Here is a 16,653-nt window from a genome sequence, read left to right on the forward strand (position 1 = left end):
GGCGTCCCCTAGGGGACTCGAACCCCTGTTACCGCCGTGAAAGGGCGGTGTCCTAGGCCACTAGACGAAGGGGACGCAGCCCGGAACTTACAACAGCTTTGACGCTTTCTTCCGGCTTCTTTCGCTTTGCCTTTCGGGCATCGCGTCGAAGTGGCGCGCATTCTAGGGAGCCATTCGACAGTCGTCAACCCTCTATCAAAAACTTTTCAAAATCAAAGACTTCAGATCAAAACATGACGCAGAGCTATGAGGGGACAAGCCAAGCCACTACACTCCGGCGAAACGCTCAATCCACGGGAGCTGTAAGAAGATGTCCCCACTCCTGATCACCCTGATGGTAATAGCCGGCATCGTTCTGCTGCTGGTCATCGGCTATGCCAATCACATGGTGGAAAACAGCAAGCTGGAGAAGGCGCGCCAGCGTGCCGACCTCCAGGACCGCTGGCGCCGCTGCGCCGACCTGTCCGAGTCCCTGCCCGGCCAGTTCATGACACCCGAACTGAAGCTCACCCTCACCCGCCTGCAACTGCTGTTCTGTGAGCGCCTCCTGCCTCTGGATAAAGGCAATGCACAACTGAAGGTGCAGATAGAAGAGCTGCGCGGCCTGGTGAACCTGGGCGAAGGCATGCCGATCCGCAATGCGCCACTCAAGGTGCTCAACGAAGCCCAGGCCAAGGAAGTGCGCTTCCAGTTGGAATCCCTGCATGGCCAGCTCACCCGCTCGGCGAAGGACGGCTACCTGCCGGTGGCCGATGCCAAACGCTGGGTCAACGACATCCGCGGCATGCTGGTGCAGCTGCACATCGAGTTCTTCACCAACATAGGCACCCAGGCGCTGCATGACGGCCAGCCCCGCCAGGCCCGCCTGGCCTTCGAGCGCGGCGTGCAGTATCTGCAGAAGCAGCCCGACCCGACCCGCTACAAGACCCAGTTGCAGGCCCTGCAAGCCCAGTTGGCCCGTGCCGATGCCCTCTCCCTCGACAAGAAGCCCGCCCCGGAGGAACCGAGCGAACTCACCGCCGGTCTCGACCAGTTGGACGACGAGGACATGTGGAAGAAGAAGAACATCTACGACTGATACGCCCCCCGCCCTGCTCAGACGAGGACAACAACGATGAGCATCACCCTGTACGGCGCGCCCCTGTCCCCTTTCGTGCGCAAGGTTCGCCTGTGCCTGCTGGAGAAGGCGCTGGACTACCAGCTGGAGATCATCACTCCGTTCGGCCAGCCGGCCTGGTACCGGGAGCTGAACCCGCTGGGCCGCATTCCCGCACTACGTGACGGCGACGTTACCCTTGCCGACTCCAGCGTGATCAGCCAGTACCTGGAAGAGCAGCACCCCGAGCGGATGCCGCTGTACGGCAGCGATGCGCAACAGAGTGCGCGCATCCGCTGGCTGGAGAAGTACGCCGATTACGAACTCGCCCCGCTCACCACCTTCACGGTATTCCGCAACCGGGTGCTCAAGCCCACCATGGGCAAGCCGTCGGACGAGGAGGCGATAAAGGCAGCGCTCTCGGACAAGCTGCCGCCCCACTTCGACTACCTGGAGAAGACCCTGGGCGATGCCGACTACTTCGTCGGCGAAGGCCCGACCATGGCGGACCTGGCCCTGTGCTGCCAGTTGATCAACATGGAGCATGGTGGCGAAACCATCGATGCCAGCCGCTGGCCGGCGCTTGCCGCCCACTACCAGCGCATCCGTGCCCGGGAGTCGGTCCAGGCTGTGCTGCCTGGCGAACTGCGCACGATCGACAAGCTCTCCGGCAAGGCCTGAGCCCTGCTCCAGCAATCCCGGCACCGCCACGGTGCCGGGATACGCCCCTCAGCAGTCGGTCAACCGCAGGAAGATCGACGCCAGGTTCTCGATACCCACCTGGTCTGCCTCACTGAAACGCCCGACGCTCGGACTGTCCAGGTCCAGCACCCCGATGAGCACGCCGCTCTTCACCAGGGGAACCACCAGCTCGCTATTGGAGGCGCTGTCGCAGGCGATGTGCCCGGGGAAGGCATGCACATCCTCCACACGCTGGGTCGCCCGGGTACGGGCAGCAGCCCCGCAGACACCCTTGTCGAAGGGAATCCGTACACAGGCCACCTTGCCCTGGAATGGCCCGAGTACCAGTTGCTCGTTCTTGTTGAGGTAGAAGCCGGCCCAGTTCAGGTCGGGCAGCTCATTGAACAGGAACGCTGCGAACTGCGAGGCGTTGGCGATGAAGTCACGCTCGTCGGCCAGCAGGGATTCCAGTTGCGCCGCCAGCAGCGCGTAGCCGTCGAGGCCGGCACCGGCGGTTTTCAGATCGATCATCAAGCAATCTCCAGCAGCGCCCGGCCAACCCACTGGCGGGCGAATTGATAGGCACAACGGCCGTTACGGTTGCCGCGCCCGAGGGCCCAGCGGATGGCTTCCTTCTCCAGGGTTTCATCCCACGCCCACTCCAGCCCGGCCGTAGCGGCCAGGGAGCTGATCCAGTGGCGCACCACTGCCAGAAAGTGTTCCTGGGTAAAGGGATAGAAGGAGAGCCAGAGACCGAAGCGGTCGGACAGGGCGATCTTGTCCTCCACCGCTTCGTTGGGGTGGAGCTCGCCGTCCACCATCTTCCAGTTCTCGTTGTCGCTCTGCTTCTCCGGCACCAGGTGGCGGCGGTTGGAGGTGGCGTAGAGCAGCACATTGTCCGGTGCCCGTTCCAGGGAGCCATCGAGCACGCTCTTGAGTACCCGGTAGTCGCCCTCGCCCGCCTCGAACGAAAGGTCGTCGCAGAACAGTACGAAGCGTTGCGGCAGCCCGGCGAGCAACTCCACCACGCGGGGCAGGTCCGCCAGGTGGTCACGCTCGATCTCCACCAGGCGCAGCCCTTCCCCGGCATGGGCCGCAAGCAGCGCCCGGATCAGCGAGGATTTGCCCGTGCCCCGTGCGCCCCACAGCAGGGCATGGTTGGCCGGCAGGCCGTCGACGAACTGACGGGTGTTGCGCGCCAGGGTGTCCCGCTGCAGGTCCACACCGATCAGGTCGCCCAGATCCAGGTCCAGACTGACTTCCAGCGGCTGCAGAAAGCCGCTGCGCCCGTCACGGAGCCAACGCGCAGCCAGGCAGCGATCCCAGTCGATAACCGGGCGCTCCACCGGCAGCAACGGCTCCAGACGAGCCAGCACCGCGTCGGCGCGTTCGAGGAAGTCGAGCAATCGGGAATCCACGTTCCAACTCCTTGTAATGAGGCACAGCCAGATGGCCGAAAGGTGGGATAGGCTATGCTTGGCAAGCCCACGGAACAAGGCCGAATCACCCCCCATGGATATCCCGCTGACCCAACGCCTGTCGTTCAAGCAGGCCAGTCTCACCGTGCTGGTGGCCTTCATCCTCGGAACACTGCTCAGCGTCATCCAGGTCGGCATCGACTACACCAGCGAGAACGCCTCGCTGGACCGGGAAATCCGCGCCCTGCTGGAAATCAGCCACAACCCCGCCGCCCGCATTACCTACAACATCGACTCGGAACTGGCCCAGGAACTGGTAGCCGGACTGCTGCGCTCACCGGCAGTGATCCGCGCCGAGATAATCGATAACAGCGGCACCGTGCTCGCCAGCGTCAGCCGTCCGGCAGCCCGCAGCGACTACCGCGTATTGAGCGACTTCCTGTTCGGCGCCCGCCGCGAGTTCCAGGACCCATTGTTCATCGCACACGCCCCCGAGGAAGCCCTGGGCCTGCTGCGCCTGGAAGTGGATACCTTCGCCTTCGGCAACCATTTCCTGCGGCGCTCGATGCTCACCATGGTGTCCGGCTTCGTACGCAGCCTGCTGCTTTCGCTGATCCTGCTGGTGCTGTTCTACAGCATGCTGACCAAACCTTTGGTGGGACTGATCCGCGGCCTCAGTGAGCGGGACAGCCGCCCCTCCGGCGAAAACCGCCTGCCCTACCCGCCCGGCCATGAACAGGACGAGATCGGCGTGCTGGTGGACGTGATCAACCGCCAACTGGCCAGCCTGATGACCGAGATGGGCCAGCGCCGAGACGCGGAAGACCGCCTTACGCAGTACCTGGCCGAACTGGAGAACATCGTCTCGGCCCGAACCGCCGAGCTGAAGGCCACCAACCGCCGTCTCAGCCAGTCCAACGCCGAGCTGGAGATGGCCCGCGCCAGCGCCCTGGAAACCGCCCAGGCTCGCGCAGCCTTCCTCGCCAACATGAGCCACGAGATCCGCACGCCGCTCAACGGCCTGCTGGGCATGCTCTCGCTCACCCTCGACGGCCCCCTGAGCCCCGAGCAACGCCAGCAACTGACCATCGCCCACGACTCCGGCAGCGTGCTGGTGGAGTTGCTCAACGACATCCTCGACCTGTCCAAGTTCGAAGCCGGCCAACTGGAGCTGGAGGCCATCCCATTCGACCTCGGCGTGCTGGTGGAAGACACCGCCAGCCTGCTCTCGCAGAACGCCGCACCCGGCGTGGAGCTGAGCTGCCAGGTGGACCCACGCCTGCCCTCCCTGGTGATGGGCGACCCGACGCGGGTACGGCAGATCGTCAGCAACCTGCTCTCCAACGCCCTCAAGTTCACCCGTGTCGGCCGGGTGGACCTGCGGGTGACGCCGGCCGGCGACCAGGGCGTGGTGATCAGCGTGCGGGACACCGGCATCGGCATCTCCGCCGAAGCCCTGCCGAAGCTGTTCCAGCCCTTCGCGCAGGGCGGCGCGGGGATCGCACGGCAATTCGGCGGCACCGGCCTCGGCCTGGCACTCACCCGCCGCCTGTGCGAAGCCATGGAAGGCCGCCTCCAGGTGCATTCCGAAGAAGGCCTGGGCAGTCAGTTCAGCGCCGAATTGCCACTGCTCCAGGACACCCCCGCCATGCTGCCACCTCCGCTCAAGGGTCGCGTCCTGGCCCTCTGCCCGGCAGGCAGTGGCCTGTCGGACCTGCTCAAGGTCTGGCTGCCGATCTGGGGCATCCATTACGAGCGACGCAACCCTGACGCCGCCCTGGATGATGGCCCGTGGGACCAGGTGATCACCGACGCGCCGGAGCAGTTGCCCCGCCTGCGTGACGCCGGGTCGACACCGATCCTGCTGGTCACCGGTTACGGCAGCTTCCTGCCTGCCGAACGCGCCGCGCCGCTGGCACCGTTGCAGCAGTTGGCCCGTCCGATCTCGCGCTCCACCCTGTACCAGGCCCTGCATCGCAGCCTGCACCCTCACGAGCACACCGCCCAACCCAGCAGCGAGCAACGGCCGCGCCCGCACCACTCCGCGCGCGTGCTGCTGGTGGAAGACAACGCGGTGAACCAACTGGTGGCCAAAGGCATGCTCAGCAAGCTCGGCTGCGAGGTGCTGGTGGCCAGCCACGGCGGCGAAGCGCTGGAAGTGCTGGCGAGGGAGCCGGTGGAGCTGGTGCTGATGGACTGCAACATGCCGATCATGGACGGCTACGAAGCCACTCGGCGCATCCGCCAGAGCGGCCAATGGCCCGATCTGCCCATCGTCGCACTGACGGCCAACGCCCTGCCGGACGAACGCGAGCGCTGCCGCGCTGCCGGCATGGACGACTACCTGGCCAAGCCGTTCCGCCGGGAAGACCTGGTGACCCTGCTGGACAACTGGCTGCCAGCTACCCAGCCAACCCGCTGAAGCGTTCCAGCAATTCGGAGAGTCGCGCGCGCAGCGCGACCATCTCGTCCAGATCCAGCCCGCTGTCGCAGATCAGGTGGGCACGCAGCGCCGCCGTCTCGTCACGCAGGGCCAGCCCCGAGGGGGTAAGCGCCAGGTGTACCTCGCGCTCGTCCTGGGCCGCCCGGCGCCGCTGCACATGACCCAGCTGTTCCAGGCGCTTGAGCAAGGGGGTCAGGGTGCCGGAATCCAGCATCAGACGTTCTCCGAGGGCCTTCACCGTCGGCTGCTCGGGCGGTCGCACCTGCCACTCCCAGAGCACCAGCATCGCCAGGTACTGCGGGTAGGTCAGCCCCAGGCGCTCCAGCAACGGCCGATAGCCCCGGATCACCAGGCGGGAGGCGGCGTAGAGCTTGAAGCAGAGCTGGTTCTCCAGCAGCAGGTCTGCCTCGGATGGCGACGAAAACGGCTTCATTTCAACAGTGCTTCGATCTCGGCAGTGAGTTCCTCGGGCTTGGTGGTGGGCGCAAAGCGCTTGACCTCGCGGCCCTCGCCGTCGATCAGGAACTTGGTGAAGTTCCACTTGATGCCCTGGCTGCCCAGCAGGCCCGGCGCCCGCTTCTTCAGCGCCACGTAGAGTGGGTGGGCTCCCGCGCCGTTCACCTCGATCTTGCGGAACAGTGGGAAGGTCACGCCGAAGTTCAGTTCACAGAACTCCGAGATCGCCCCCTCGTCACCCGGCTCCTGCTTGCCGAACTGGTTGCAGGGGAAGCCCAGCACCACCAGGCCCTTGTCGCGGTACTGCTGCCAGATCGCCTCCAACCCCTTGTATTGAGGGGTGAAGCCGCACTTGCTGGCGGTGTTGACCACCAGCAGCGCCTTGCCGCCGAAGTCCGCCAGGGTTTTCTGTTCGCCCTTGATGGTGGTGACGGAAATGTCGAGAAGCCGATCGCTCATGGTGCGCGCCTCAAACGATGAAGGTCAGGAAGGGAAAGCCGCGATAAAAATAGCGCTCAATTGAATTGCACACAACTAACCTAAAAAAACAAAGCCCGCCAGCGGCGGGCCTTGGCACTCAGTCCCGAGGCACGAGCTTCAGCGCCACCGAATTGATGCAGTAGCGCAGCCCGGTCGGCCTGGGTCCATCGGGGAAGACATGCCCCAGGTGGGCCTCGCAACGGGCACAGCGCACCTCGACGCGGTGCATGCCGTGGCTGAAGTCCTCCAGCTCGGCGATGGCCCGGTCGTCCACCGGCTGAAAGTAGCTGGGCCAGCCGCTGCCGGAGTCGTACTTGGCATCGGAATCGAAGAGCGCCGCACCGCAGCAGGCGCAGTGGTAGATGCCGGGCGTCTTGGTGCCGTTGTATTCGCCGGTGAAGGGCCGTTCGGTGCCCCCCAGGCGGCAGACGTGGAACTGCGCGTCGGTCAGCTCTTCGCGCCAGGCTTCAAGGGGTTTGTCCAGCTTTTCCATAGGGTCACCTCGTTGCGGAAAAAAGCCCGACCCGTACCTTTTCCGGCCATCGGGCCGCACGTATCATGCGTGCCTTCGGGCGCCAGTCTGGCAGCGGCGCTGCCGGCTGCCAAGGTATCCGCCCCTTCCATTGCCCCAGCGGCCGCCCCCCCGGCACATCAACACATTCGGGACCCTCAGAACCATGCAGTTCAGCAAATCCAACAAGCTCGCCAACGTCTGCTACGACATTCGCGGGCCGGTGCTCAAGCACGCCAAACGTCTGGAAGAGGAAGGCCACCGCATCCTCAAGCTGAACATCGGCAACCCGGCCCCCTTCGGCTTCGAAGCCCCGGAGGAAATCCTTCAGGACGTCATCCGCAACCTGCCCACTGCCCAGGGCTACAGCGACTCCAAGGGCCTGTTCAGCGCCCGCAAGGCCGTCATGCAGTACTACCAGCAGAAGCAGGTGGAAGGCGTCGGCATCGAGGACATCTACCTGGGCAACGGCGTCTCCGAGCTGATCGTGATGGCCCTGCAGGCCCTGCTGAACAACGGCGACGAGGTGCTGATCCCCGCCCCCGACTACCCGCTCTGGACCGCCTCCGTAGCCCTGGGTGGCGGCAAGCCGGTGCACTACCTGTGCGACGAGCAGGCCGGCTGGTTCCCGGACATCGCCGACATGAAGGCGAAGATCACCCCCAACACCAAGGCCCTGGTGCTGATCAACCCCAACAACCCCACCGGTGCCGTGTACTCTCGCGAACTGCTGCTGGAAATCGTCGAGCTGGCCCGCCAGCACAACTTGGTGATCTTCTCCGACGAGATCTACGACAAGATCCTCTACGACGAGGCCCAGCACATCTCCACCGCCTCCCTGGCGCCGGACGTGCTCTGTCTGACCTTCAACGGGCTGTCCAAGTCCTATCGCGTGGCTGGCTTCCGCTCCGGCTGGATCGCCATCTCCGGGCCCAAGCACCGCGCCCAGAGTTACATCGAAGGCCTCGACATCCTGGCCAACATGCGCCTGTGCGCCAACGTGCCGAGCCAGCACGCCATCCAGACCGCACTCGGCGGCTACCAGAGCATCAACGACCTGGTCCTGCCCGGCGGTCGCCTGCTGGAGCAGCGCAACCGCACCTGGGAACTGCTCAACGACATCCCCGGCGTCAGCTGCGTCAAGCCCATGGGCGCGCTCTATGCCTTCCCGCGCATCGATCCGAAGGTCTGCCCGATCCACAACGACGAGAAATTCGTGCTCGACCTGCTGCTCTCCGAGAAGCTGCTGATCGTCCAGGGCACTGCCTTCAACTGGCCGTGGCCGGACCACTTCCGCGTGGTCACCCTGCCCCGCGTCGACGACCTGGAGCAGGCCATCGGCCGCATCGGCAACTTCCTCAAGACCTACCGCCAGTAAAAGGAGTACCGCCATGGGCCAGCCCCGCCGCTACCTGCTCACCGGCGCCAGTTCCGGCATCGGCATGGCCCTGGCCCGCGAGCTGGCTGCCCGGGGACATGACCTGGCCCTGGCGGCACGCCGGGAGGAACCCCTCCAGCAACTCGCCGAAGAGCTGCGCGCGCGCCACGGTCGGAACATCGCCGTGCTGCCCCTCGACGTCACCGACTACGCCGCCTGCCAGGACGCCGTGGGCCTGGCGAAGAACGCCCTGGGCGGGCTCGACGGGCTCATCGCCAACGCCGGCATCGGGCTGGCGGGCAAGGTGGGCACGGGCCGTTTCGAGCGCTACCAGCAGACCCTGGAGACCAACCTGATCGGCACCATCGCCTGCCTCGACGCCGCCGCCCAACTGTTCCGCGAGCAGGGCCATGGTCACCTGGTGGCCGTAGCCTCGGTCGCTGGCAAGCGCGGCCTGCCTGCCACCGCCGGCTATTCGGCGAGCAAGGCCGGGCTGATCAGCTACATGGAAGCCCTCGAACTGGAACTGTACCGCAGCCCCCTGCGTACCACCCTGCTGTTGCCCGGCTACATCGACACCCCCATCAACCAGGGAGCAGGGCCACGGCCCTTCCTCATCGACGTGGAGCGCGGCGCCCGGCTGATCGCCCAGCACATCGAGCGCCAGACCCGCCGCGCCTACGTGCCCGGCTGGCCCTGGGCGCTGATCGGCCGCCTGCTGCCGCTGCTCCCCAACGCGCTGCTGGCGCGAGCACTCTGAACATGGACCTGCAGATCGACGACTTCTACAAGGATTGCGCAGCCGGCTTGCTGACGCTCTACCTCGCCTTCCCGCGCAAATCCGCACTGTACGTGGAGGACCTGATCGGCCACGAGGAGCCGGACGAGTTCGGCCTGCCCAGCAAACGCCACCAGAGCTGCCTGGGCGCCCTGATCTGGCTGGCCGAAGAAGGCTACATCCGCTACGAGAGCACCATCCGCTACGAAGCGCTGGACCAGGCCGTGCTCACGGAGAAGGGCTTCCTGCGCCTGTCCCGCAGCATTCCCCACGCGGTCGGCGACGAAGGGGCGCTGCCGCCAAGTGTGCGGAGGGTCCACGGCACCCTCGCCCACCAACTGCGCGAAGCACTGGCCAGCCGCAGCAGCGAACGCATTGCGCGGCTGTCACGCCTGCTGTTCAGCGGCCCCGATGGCGCGGCAGGCGACACAGTTTGAAATAAGGGTTCGGTTGAATCGCCCTCGCCCGAACCTTATATACCCCCGCATATCAAACCGCTTCCCGCCGTGAGGAGACCGTCCCAATCATGATGCGAATTCTGTTGTTCCTGGCCACCAACCTTGCAGTCCTCGTGATTGCCAGCATTACGCTGAAGCTGCTGGGAGTAGATCGCTTCACCGGGCAGAACTACGGCAGTCTGCTGGTGTTCTGTGCCGTGTTCGGCTTCGCCGGCTCCCTGGTCTCGCTGTTCATCTCCAAGTGGATGGCGAAGATGAGCACCGGCACCGAGATCATCACCCAGCCCCGTACCCGCCATGAGCAGTGGCTGCTGCAGACCGTCGAGGAGCTGTCCCGCGAGGCCGGCATCAAGATGCCCGAGGTGGGCATCTTCCCTGCCTACGAAGCCAACGCCTTCGCCACCGGCTGGAACCGCAACGACGCCCTCGTCGCCGTCAGCCAGGGCCTGCTGGAGCGCTTCTCGCCCGATGAGGTGAAAGCGGTGCTGGCCCACGAGATCGGCCACGTGGCCAACGGCGACATGGTCACACTGGCGCTGGTCCAGGGTGTGGTGAACACCTTCGTGATGTTCTTCGCGCGCATCTTCGGCAACTTCGTCGACAAGGTGATCCTGAAGAACGAAGAAGGCCACGGCATTGGCTACTTCATCGCCACCATCTTCGCCGAGTTGGTCCTGGGCATCCTCGCCAGCATCATCGTCATGTGGTTCTCGCGCAAACGTGAGTACCGCGCCGACGAAGCCGGCGCCCAACTGGCCGGCACCAACGCCATGATCGGTGCCCTGCAGCGCCTGCGCGCCGAACAGGGCGTGCCGGTGCAGATGCCTGACAGCCTGACCGCTTTCGGCATCAACGGTGGCCTGAAGAACGGCCTGGCCGGCCTACTGATGAGCCACCCGCCCCTGGAAGACCGCATCGAGGCCCTGCGCCGCCGCGGTTGATCCGACCGAAGCCAACCAAAAGGGCAGCCACTGAGGCTGCCCTTTTTCATTGTGTGCCGCCGAGCCTCAACCCCTGCGCTGCAGGCGGAATACTGGCTCGTGCAAGGCGTCCAGGCCACGTGAGGCGAACTTCCAGTTGTTTTCCAGCACATTCTCCCGCTCCAGCAGCTCCACGTTCCAATCCGCTTCCAGGCGCGTGCGGACTTCCTCTTCCGGCACCGAGAACGGTGGGCCTTCGAGCCGCGACTGCTCGTACTCCAGGGTCACCAACAGCCCCCGGCAGCCCGGCGCCAGCAGGCGAGTGAGGTGTTCGACATAAGCCTCGCGCATGGCCGGCGGCAAGGCGATGATCGCCGCGCGGTCATACAGCGCAACACAGTCCTGGGTGTCCTCGGGCGTCAGGGCGAAGAAGTCCCCCTGAAGGATCTCCACCCGCCCGGCACTGAAGCGGCGCAGCGCCCCAACCTCGCTCACACCCGGTTCCACGCCCCATTCAGCGAAGAAGTCCAGCACCGCCTTCTCCGCCAGCTCCACGCCCAGCACCCGATGGCCCTGCTCAGCGAGCCACAGCAGGTCCAGGCTCTTGCCGCAGAGTGGCACCAGCACCTGCGCATCGGCCGGGAGTGCCAGGGCGTGCCAATGCCGCAGCAGCCAGGGGTTCGCCTCGTCCTGATGGAACCCGATCTGATTGCTGTGCCAACGTGCCTGCCAGAATGACTCTTCCACCTGATCCTCCTGATGATTCGATAGATACGCGCAGAATTTTATGCTGGAAGTCGATACGTCCAGCGCAGAACATGGCGCCCATCCTAACGGAGGACGCCACGGATGCTACCCACCCTGTTCATCTCCCACGGTTCCCCGATGCTCGCACTGGAACCCGGCGCCAGCGGCCCCGCCCTCGCCCGCCTGGCAGCCGAGCTGCCGCGCCCGCGCGCCATCCTGGTGGTGTCCGCGCACTGGGAGAGCCAGGGCCTGAGCCTGACCGGCGGCGCCCACCCCGAGACCTGGCACGACTTCTACGGCTTCCCGCCGGCGCTCTACGCCGTCCAGTACCCCGCCCCCGGCGCACCCGAACTGTCGCGCGAAGTCCAGGGGCTGCTGAAGGCCGCCGGCCTGGACGCTGCCATCGATGACCAGCGCCCCCTCGACCATGGCGCCTGGGTGCCGCTGTCGCTGATGTACCCGGAAGCGGACATCCCGGTGCTGCAACTGTCCCTGCCCAGTCGCCTTGGTCCGGCCTTCCAGACCCGGGTCGGCCGTGCCCTGGCCGCCCTGCGCGACCAAGGCGTGCTGCTGATCGGCTCCGGCAGCATCACCCACAACCTGCGGGAGCTGGACTGGCACGCGCAGGACGACCACGGCTCCGACTGGGCCCAGGCCTTCCGCGACTGGATGGTCGAGCACCTGGCCCGCGATGACGAAGACGCCCTGCACCACTACCGCACCCAGGCGCCCAATGCAGTGCGCAGCCACCCCAGCGACGAGCACCTGCTGCCGCTGTACTTCGCACGCGGAGCCGGCGGCGCATTCCGCCTGGCCCACAGCGGCTTCACCCTCGGTGCACTGGGCATGGACATCTACCGCTTCGGCTGAAGCAAACCGCCATGAAAAAACCGCTGCCGGAGCGATCCGGCAGCGGTTTTTTCATCCAGCCAGCCCCCGGAAAGGAGGCAGGGCACCTCAGTCGTTGCTGGGCTTGCCCACGGCCTGCAGCACGTACTGCGGCAGCGCGAAGGCGCCCAGGTGAACCTCGGGGTTGTAGTAGCGGGTCACGATGCCGCTGCCGGCGAAGCGCTGGCGCAGCACTTCCAGGGAGACCTTGCGGGTATCGCCCTGGGTCGCGCCCCAGGCGAAGGTCATGGCCCCGCCGATGTAGGTGGGCACCGCCGCCTGGTAGAAGTGCCAGTCGGCGAACAGGCCGTTCATGCGCGACGCGGTGGTCTGCACTTCGGCCAGTTGCATGAAGGGCGTGCCGTTCTGGGTCACCAGGATGCCGCCATCGTTCAGGCAGCGGCGGCAGGCCTGGTAGAAGTTCTCGGAGAACAGCACCTCGCCCGGCCCGATGGGGTCGGTGGAGTCGGAGATGATCACGTCGAACTTCTCCTCGGTGCTGGCGACGAAGCGCATGCCGTCGTCGATCACCAGGTTCAGGCGCGGGTCGTCATAGGCGCCCTTGGAGTGGTTCGGCAGGAACTCCTTGCACATGTCCACCACGGTGCCGTCGATCTCCACCATGGTGATGCTCTCGACCGCCTTGTGCTTGCGCACCTCGCGCAGCATGCCGCCGTCGCCACCACCGATGATCAGCACGCGGCGGGCAGCGCCATGGGCCAGGATCGGCACATGGGTGAGCATCTCGTGGTAGATGAACTCGTCCGCCTCGGTGGTCTGGATCACACCGTCCAGCGCCATCACGCGACCCATGCGCGCGTTCTCGAAGATCACCAGATGCTGGTGCTCGGTGCGGACCTCATGAAGCAGCTTGTCCATGCGAAAACGCTGGCCGTAGCCGTCATAGAGAGTTTCCTGGTAATCGCTCATGAGCGGTCTCCCGTAGTGGCTGCAGAAGGACGGAACAGCGGCCCGCCCGGAGAAAGGCGCGCATTCTACGACGCTCACCGTTTCAGGTCGAACCGTAGCGACGGCCGATTTTCCCGCGACAGGCCACGCCCTCAGCGGGTATCGTCGCGCCATGCAGACACCCGCCCCTCTCCTGCGCCAGGCTCTGCCCTTCCAGCCGCCCTGGCACTGGCACCAGTTCCACGCCCACTTCAGCCTGCGTCGCCTGCCCGGCGTCGAACGGGTGGAAGAGCACGGCTACACCCGCAGCATCCGCCTGGGCGGCCTGCACAGCTGGTTCCGCGTCATGCCCACGCCCGACGCCCTGCTGCTGGAACTGCCGCCCGAGGCCGCAGCGGCCCAGGCGGATATCGCCCAGCGGGTGCGGCGCATGTTCGACCTGGACTGCGACCCCCTCGCCGTCGCCGCCACCCTGGCTCGGGACGAGGTGCTGAAGCCGCTCCTGGAGCGGCACACCGGGCTGCGCCTGCCGGTCGCCTTCGACCCGTTCGAACAGGCGGTGCGCACCATCATCGGCCAGCAGGTAACAGTAAAGGCCGCCGTGACCATCGCCGGCCGCCTGGTGGAACGCCTGGGCACGCCCCTGCCCGGAAGCCCCGACGGCCTGCGCCTGTTCCCCACCCCGACGGCCATCGCCGAGGACGCCCTCCCCGGCATCGGCATGCCTGGCAAGCGGGTCGAGACCCTGCGCCGACTGGCCGCCGCCGTGGCATCGGGCGAGCTGGAACTGAGCCTGGCGGACGGCGTCGAAGCCTTCCAGGCGCGGCTCTGCGCCCTGCCCGGCATCGGCCCCTGGACGGCCCAGTACATTGCCCTGCGGGCCTTCGGCGACGCGGATGCCTTCCCCACGGCCGACCTGGGCCTGCTCAAATCCCCCCTCTGGGGGGCCGGCGGCATCAGCCCACGCCAGCTCGCCGAACGCGCCGAGCGCTGGCGGCCGTGGCGCGCCTACGCCGCCGTGTACCTCTGGCACAGCTACGCAACGGAGAACTGACGTGTACTTCCGCCACCACCCCAGCCCCATCGGAACCCTGTTGCTGGCCGGCGACGAGGAAGGGCTGCGCATGTTGCACATGGACAGCGCCACGCCCTGGAAACTGGACCCGACCTGGCAGCCCGCCACACGCGAGCTGGACGATGCCTGCCGGCAGTTGGACGCCTACTTCGCCGGCAAGCGCAAACGCTTCGAACTGAAGCTGGCGCCACGCGGCACGCCCTTCCAGCAGGACGTTTGGCGGGCCCTGCAGGCGATTCCCCACGGCCAGACTACCCACTACGCCGCCCTCGCCCAGGAAATCGGCCGTCCCCGGGCCGTGCGCGCCGTGGGCGCCGCCAATGGCGCCAACCCCATCGCCATCATCATTCCCTGCCACCGGGTGATCGGCCGCGACGGCAGCCTCACCGGCTTTGCCGGCGGGCTGGAGCGCAAGGCCATCCTGCTGCGTCTTGAAGGCGCCCAGTTGCAGCCGGCCCAGGACCAGTTGCAACTCATCTGACTCAATGCGGCGCGGGCACCCGCGCCAGCACCCGAGGCGGCTCGCTGATCGGCATCGCCACGATCACCGCCTCGCCTGGAACCGGCGTGATGCCGGCCAGCGCCCCGATGTTCACCGCGTGGGTCACCAGCACCAGCGGCATGCCACGCGGCAGCTGGCTGACGCGCTGACGCAGGCGCTTCGCAGCGGTCAGGTCACCATCGAAGTAATCCAGCGCATCCAGAGTCTCCACCGCGCCGAGCCCCAGTTCCAGAGCCGTTTCCTGGGTGCGGCACCAGCGCCCGGCATAGATGCGCGGCCCCTCGATCCAGTGGCGGCGCAGCAACTGGCCCCATTGCTGGGCCTCCCGCCGGCCCTGGGCGTCGAGGTTGCGCTGGGTCCGACAGTCCTGCAACCGGAAGCCCGCCGGATCACCCGCTCCCGGCGCGTTGGCATTGCGCAGCAACAGGGCGGCCTGGCCACTGCGCAGCGCCGCCCAGGCGTCATCCTGGGGCTCGGCCAGGGCCGTCAGGCAGCCCAGGGCCAGCAAGGAGCCCACCCAGGCACGTAGCCGACGGCTCACAACCGCACTTCGCCACGGGGGCCGGCGATGGCCCAGATGATCAGGCCAAGCACCGGCAGCAGCACGATCAGCAGGACCCACAGCACCTTCATGCCGATCTCGGCCTTGCTCTTGATGACATTGAGGATGGCCCAGATATCCAGGGCCAGGATGACCAGGCCGGCCAGGCTGTTTAGCAGCGAACCCATGACAACGCTCCTGTTGGGAAAGACGGATCAGGCGGCACCCGGACATCGCCTGCGCGGGCCCCTCCAGGCCCAGTTGAACAGCTCGAGCACGGGGACGCAGGTAAAGTGCGCCCAGCCCACCGTAGAAAGCAATTGCCGCTCCGCTCATGGCGTCCTCCCATGCACAGGATTGTGACGGGGGCATCGCGCCCCTGCCGTCCGGGTGAACAGCGGGTTTGGCAGATGACCACGGGCAAGGTTCCGTCCATCGGCGGATGCCCTACAATCTCCCACCCGCCGTCATCAGGATGTTTCCGTGCTCAAGGCCCTGCGCTTCCACCTCAACCAGCTTGCCTGGCTTGGCCTGGTCACCCTCGTGCTCGGCCAGTTCGGTCGCTTCCACTGGGTGCTGGAGCTGTTCAGCCATTTCGCCCCACTGCAGGCCGGCCTGATGCTGGTGGGGGCCTTTGCCAACCCGCGCAATGCCTCGTCGCTGCTGTTCGTCCTCGCGGGCGCCGGGGTGATCGGCTGGGGCCTCACCCCCTGGCCACACGACGCGCCGGGCAGCACCGGGCAGGAGCGCCGGGTGATGGCCTACAACCTGCGCCTGGACAGCCCCCGCGCCGACGCCGAGGCCGCCTGGCTCAACGCACTGCCGGCCGATGCCCTGTTCCTCACCGAAGCAACTCCCGCCTGGGGCGAACGCCTGGCGCCGCTGAAAGCCCGGGAAGCCTGCGCCCGTTACCAGGACGGCCCGTTCGGCCTGGCGCTGTTCACCCGCCAACCGGTGCGCCGCTGCCAGGTGTTGGAGCCGCGCGGACTGGCCGCCTACCCCTACATCCGCGCCGAGCTGGATGACGGCACCGTGCTTTACGGCATCCACCCGCCGCCGCCCCTGGGGCCGGAGTTGGCGGCAGCCCGGGACGAAAGCCTGCGCCAGCTGGCCGAGCAGATCGTCCTGGAAGGTCGCGAAGTGGTGGTGATGGGGGACTTCAACAGCACGGCGTTCTCACCGCGCCTGCAGGACTTTCTGGCCGATGCCGGCCTGCGCCTCACCGCCCAGCGCGTGCGCCCCACCTGGTGGCCGGGGCTGCTGGGCGTGGACCTGATCCTGCTGCGCAGCGACCGCACGGTGAAGGCGGTGGGCGCCCTGCCCTGGCAAGGCTCCGACCACCGCGCGGTGTGGCTGGACTACTGACGAGAGG

At 66.5% G+C, this 16,653-nt stretch carries 20 protein-coding genes and 1 tRNA gene; 11 read left to right on the forward strand and 10 right to left on the reverse strand.

The window, feature by feature from the left end; all coding sequences use genetic code 11:
* Nucleotides 1-2 precede the first annotated feature (2 nt).
* Nucleotides 3-75 (reverse strand) — tRNA-Glu (locus A7D27_RS18945).
* Nucleotides 76-310: 235 nt separating this feature from the next.
* Between A7D27_RS18945 and A7D27_RS18950 the strand changes: the two genes are divergently transcribed.
* Together A7D27_RS18950 and A7D27_RS18955 are read left to right on the forward strand one after the other, a co-directional pair.
* The gene (locus A7D27_RS18950; RefSeq protein WP_069560465.1) at nucleotides 311-1,078 is read left to right on the forward strand and encodes a hypothetical protein; all 768 of its coding nucleotides are present in this window, start codon (nucleotides 311-313) and stop codon (nucleotides 1,076-1,078) included.
* 36 nt (nucleotides 1,079-1,114) lie between these two features.
* Nucleotides 1,115-1,777, forward strand: a complete 663-nt coding sequence (locus A7D27_RS18955) for a glutathione S-transferase family protein (RefSeq protein ID WP_069560466.1) — start codon at nucleotides 1,115-1,117, stop codon at nucleotides 1,775-1,777.
* A 48-nt stretch (nucleotides 1,778-1,825) separates the two neighbouring features.
* Here the strand turns inward: A7D27_RS18955 and A7D27_RS18960 are convergent, their stop codons facing one another.
* Both A7D27_RS18960 and A7D27_RS18965 read right to left on the reverse strand, forming a co-directional pair.
* On the reverse strand, nucleotides 1,826-2,308 hold the full coding sequence (locus tag A7D27_RS18960; protein WP_069560467.1) for a GAF domain-containing protein: 483 nt from the start codon (nucleotides 2,306-2,308) through the stop codon (nucleotides 1,826-1,828).
* Nucleotides 2,308-3,195 carry an ATP-binding protein gene (locus A7D27_RS18965; RefSeq protein WP_069565748.1) on the reverse strand — a complete coding sequence of 296 codons (888 nt, stop codon included), beginning with the start codon at nucleotides 3,193-3,195 and terminating at the stop codon, nucleotides 2,308-2,310. Before A7D27_RS18965 ends, A7D27_RS18960 begins: the two co-directional genes overlap by 1 nt.
* A gap of 94 nt (nucleotides 3,196-3,289) precedes the next feature.
* On the opposite strand from A7D27_RS18965, the gene A7D27_RS18970 reads away from it, so the two are divergent.
* A complete protein-coding gene (locus A7D27_RS18970; protein WP_069565749.1) occupies nucleotides 3,290-5,617 on the forward strand; it encodes an ATP-binding protein in 2,328 nt (775 codons plus the stop codon).
* Here A7D27_RS18970 and A7D27_RS18975 read toward each other — a convergent pair.
* The 3 genes from A7D27_RS18975 to msrB all read right to left on the reverse strand — a co-directional run bounded on the left by A7D27_RS18975 (nucleotide 5,598) and on the right by msrB (nucleotide 7,067).
* Entirely contained in the window at nucleotides 5,598-6,071 is a 474-nt protein-coding gene (locus A7D27_RS18975) for a MarR family winged helix-turn-helix transcriptional regulator (protein ID WP_069560470.1), read from the reverse strand. The two genes, A7D27_RS18970 and A7D27_RS18975, sit on opposite strands and share 20 nt — an antisense overlap.
* Nucleotides 6,068-6,553, reverse strand: coding sequence for a glutathione peroxidase (locus tag A7D27_RS18980; RefSeq protein ID WP_069560471.1), 486 nt, complete (start codon nucleotides 6,551-6,553; stop codon nucleotides 6,068-6,070). Before A7D27_RS18980 ends, A7D27_RS18975 begins: the two co-directional genes overlap by 4 nt.
* 118 nt (nucleotides 6,554-6,671) lie before the next feature.
* Entirely contained in the window at nucleotides 6,672-7,067 is a 396-nt protein-coding gene (gene msrB / locus A7D27_RS18985; protein WP_069565750.1) for a peptide-methionine (R)-S-oxide reductase MsrB, read from the reverse strand.
* A 184-nt stretch (nucleotides 7,068-7,251) separates the two neighbouring features.
* Here msrB and A7D27_RS18990 point away from each other — a divergent pair, with 184 nt between their 5' ends.
* The 4 genes from A7D27_RS18990 (at nucleotide 7,252) to htpX (ending at nucleotide 10,640) form a co-directional block, all read left to right on the forward strand.
* The gene (locus tag A7D27_RS18990) at nucleotides 7,252-8,463 is read left to right on the forward strand and encodes a pyridoxal phosphate-dependent aminotransferase (RefSeq protein ID WP_069565751.1); all 1,212 of its coding nucleotides are present in this window, start codon (nucleotides 7,252-7,254) and stop codon (nucleotides 8,461-8,463) included.
* Between the two features lie 13 nt (nucleotides 8,464-8,476).
* Nucleotides 8,477-9,223: an SDR family NAD(P)-dependent oxidoreductase gene (locus A7D27_RS18995; protein ID WP_069565752.1), complete on the forward strand. Its 747-nt coding sequence runs from the start codon at nucleotides 8,477-8,479 to the stop codon at nucleotides 9,221-9,223.
* 2 nt (nucleotides 9,224-9,225) lie between these two features.
* A complete protein-coding gene (locus tag A7D27_RS19000; protein WP_069560475.1) occupies nucleotides 9,226-9,678 on the forward strand; it encodes a hypothetical protein in 453 nt (150 codons plus the stop codon).
* An 89-nt stretch (nucleotides 9,679-9,767) separates the two neighbouring features.
* Nucleotides 9,768-10,640 (forward strand): protease HtpX, encoded by an 873-nt coding sequence (gene htpX / locus A7D27_RS19005; RefSeq protein WP_069560476.1) that lies wholly within the window; start codon nucleotides 9,768-9,770, stop codon nucleotides 10,638-10,640.
* A gap of 66 nt (nucleotides 10,641-10,706) precedes the next feature.
* Here the strand turns inward: htpX and A7D27_RS19010 are convergent, their stop codons facing one another.
* Entirely contained in the window at nucleotides 10,707-11,366 is a 660-nt protein-coding gene (locus tag A7D27_RS19010; protein WP_069560477.1) for a thiopurine S-methyltransferase, read from the reverse strand.
* Nucleotides 11,367-11,468: 102 nt separating this feature from the next.
* Here A7D27_RS19010 and A7D27_RS19015 point away from each other — a divergent pair, with 102 nt between their 5' ends.
* Nucleotides 11,469-12,236, forward strand: coding sequence for a class III extradiol ring-cleavage dioxygenase (locus A7D27_RS19015; protein ID WP_069565753.1), 768 nt, complete (start codon nucleotides 11,469-11,471; stop codon nucleotides 12,234-12,236).
* A gap of 87 nt (nucleotides 12,237-12,323) precedes the next feature.
* Here A7D27_RS19015 and speE read toward each other — a convergent pair whose 3' ends face one another.
* Complete coding sequence (gene speE, locus A7D27_RS19020) at nucleotides 12,324-13,184, reverse strand: polyamine aminopropyltransferase (protein WP_069560479.1); 861 nt, start codon at nucleotides 13,182-13,184, stop codon at nucleotides 12,324-12,326.
* Nucleotides 13,185-13,335: 151 nt separating this feature from the next.
* Between speE and A7D27_RS19025 the strand changes: the two genes are divergently transcribed.
* Both A7D27_RS19025 and A7D27_RS19030 read left to right on the forward strand, forming a co-directional pair.
* Entirely contained in the window at nucleotides 13,336-14,217 is an 882-nt protein-coding gene (locus A7D27_RS19025) for a DNA-3-methyladenine glycosylase (RefSeq protein ID WP_069565754.1), read from the forward strand.
* Between the two features lies 1 nt (nucleotide 14,218).
* Nucleotides 14,219-14,719 carry a methylated-DNA--[protein]-cysteine S-methyltransferase gene (locus A7D27_RS19030; RefSeq protein WP_069560481.1) on the forward strand — a complete coding sequence of 167 codons (501 nt, stop codon included), beginning with the start codon at nucleotides 14,219-14,221 and terminating at the stop codon, nucleotides 14,717-14,719.
* A gap of 1 nt (nucleotide 14,720) precedes the next feature.
* On the opposite strand, the gene A7D27_RS19035 is transcribed toward A7D27_RS19030, so the two are convergent.
* Complete coding sequence (locus A7D27_RS19035; protein ID WP_240920415.1) at nucleotides 14,721-15,281, reverse strand: histidine phosphatase family protein; 561 nt, start codon at nucleotides 15,279-15,281, stop codon at nucleotides 14,721-14,723.
* Entirely contained in the window at nucleotides 15,278-15,469 is a 192-nt protein-coding gene (locus A7D27_RS19040) for a PLDc N-terminal domain-containing protein (protein ID WP_069560482.1), read from the reverse strand. Before A7D27_RS19040 ends, A7D27_RS19035 begins: the two co-directional genes overlap by 4 nt.
* Before the next feature lie 295 nt (nucleotides 15,470-15,764).
* Here A7D27_RS19040 and A7D27_RS19045 point away from each other — a divergent pair, with 295 nt between their 5' ends.
* Complete coding sequence (locus A7D27_RS19045) at nucleotides 15,765-16,646, forward strand: endonuclease/exonuclease/phosphatase family protein (RefSeq protein WP_069565755.1); 882 nt, start codon at nucleotides 15,765-15,767, stop codon at nucleotides 16,644-16,646.
* Nucleotides 16,647-16,653: the final 7 nt, after the last annotated feature.

Source organism: Pseudomonas sp. 1D4 (assembly GCF_001728925.1).
Lineage (GTDB): Bacteria > Pseudomonadota > Gammaproteobacteria > Pseudomonadales > Pseudomonadaceae > Metapseudomonas > Metapseudomonas otitidis.

Coding starts and splice junctions, on each gene's coding strand:
- A7D27_RS18950 (WP_069560465.1), top strand. CDS start 311: ATGTCCCCACTCCTGATCACCCTGATGGTAATAGCCGGCATCGTTCTG.
- A7D27_RS18955 (WP_069560466.1), top strand. CDS start 1,115: ATGAGCATCACCCTGTACGGCGCGCCCCTGTCCCCTTTCGTGCGCAAG.
- A7D27_RS18960 (WP_069560467.1), bottom strand. CDS start 2,308: ATGATCGATCTGAAAACCGCCGGTGCCGGCCTCGACGGCTACGCGCTG.
- A7D27_RS18970 (WP_069565749.1), top strand. CDS start 3,290: ATGGATATCCCGCTGACCCAACGCCTGTCGTTCAAGCAGGCCAGTCTC.
- A7D27_RS18975 (WP_069560470.1), bottom strand. CDS start 6,071: ATGAAGCCGTTTTCGTCGCCATCCGAGGCAGACCTGCTGCTGGAGAAC.
- A7D27_RS18980 (WP_069560471.1), bottom strand. CDS start 6,553: ATGAGCGATCGGCTTCTCGACATTTCCGTCACCACCATCAAGGGCGAA.
- msrB (WP_069565750.1), bottom strand. CDS start 7,067: ATGGAAAAGCTGGACAAACCCCTTGAAGCCTGGCGCGAAGAGCTGACC.
- A7D27_RS18990 (WP_069565751.1), top strand. CDS start 7,252: ATGCAGTTCAGCAAATCCAACAAGCTCGCCAACGTCTGCTACGACATT.
- A7D27_RS18995 (WP_069565752.1), top strand. CDS start 8,477: ATGGGCCAGCCCCGCCGCTACCTGCTCACCGGCGCCAGTTCCGGCATC.
- A7D27_RS19000 (WP_069560475.1), top strand. CDS start 9,226: ATGGACCTGCAGATCGACGACTTCTACAAGGATTGCGCAGCCGGCTTG.
- htpX (WP_069560476.1), top strand. CDS start 9,768: ATGATGCGAATTCTGTTGTTCCTGGCCACCAACCTTGCAGTCCTCGTG.
- A7D27_RS19015 (WP_069565753.1), top strand. CDS start 11,469: ATGCTACCCACCCTGTTCATCTCCCACGGTTCCCCGATGCTCGCACTG.
- speE (WP_069560479.1), bottom strand. CDS start 13,184: ATGAGCGATTACCAGGAAACTCTCTATGACGGCTACGGCCAGCGTTTT.
- A7D27_RS19025 (WP_069565754.1), top strand. CDS start 13,336: ATGCAGACACCCGCCCCTCTCCTGCGCCAGGCTCTGCCCTTCCAGCCG.
- A7D27_RS19040 (WP_069560482.1), bottom strand. CDS start 15,469: ATGGGTTCGCTGCTAAACAGCCTGGCCGGCCTGGTCATCCTGGCCCTG.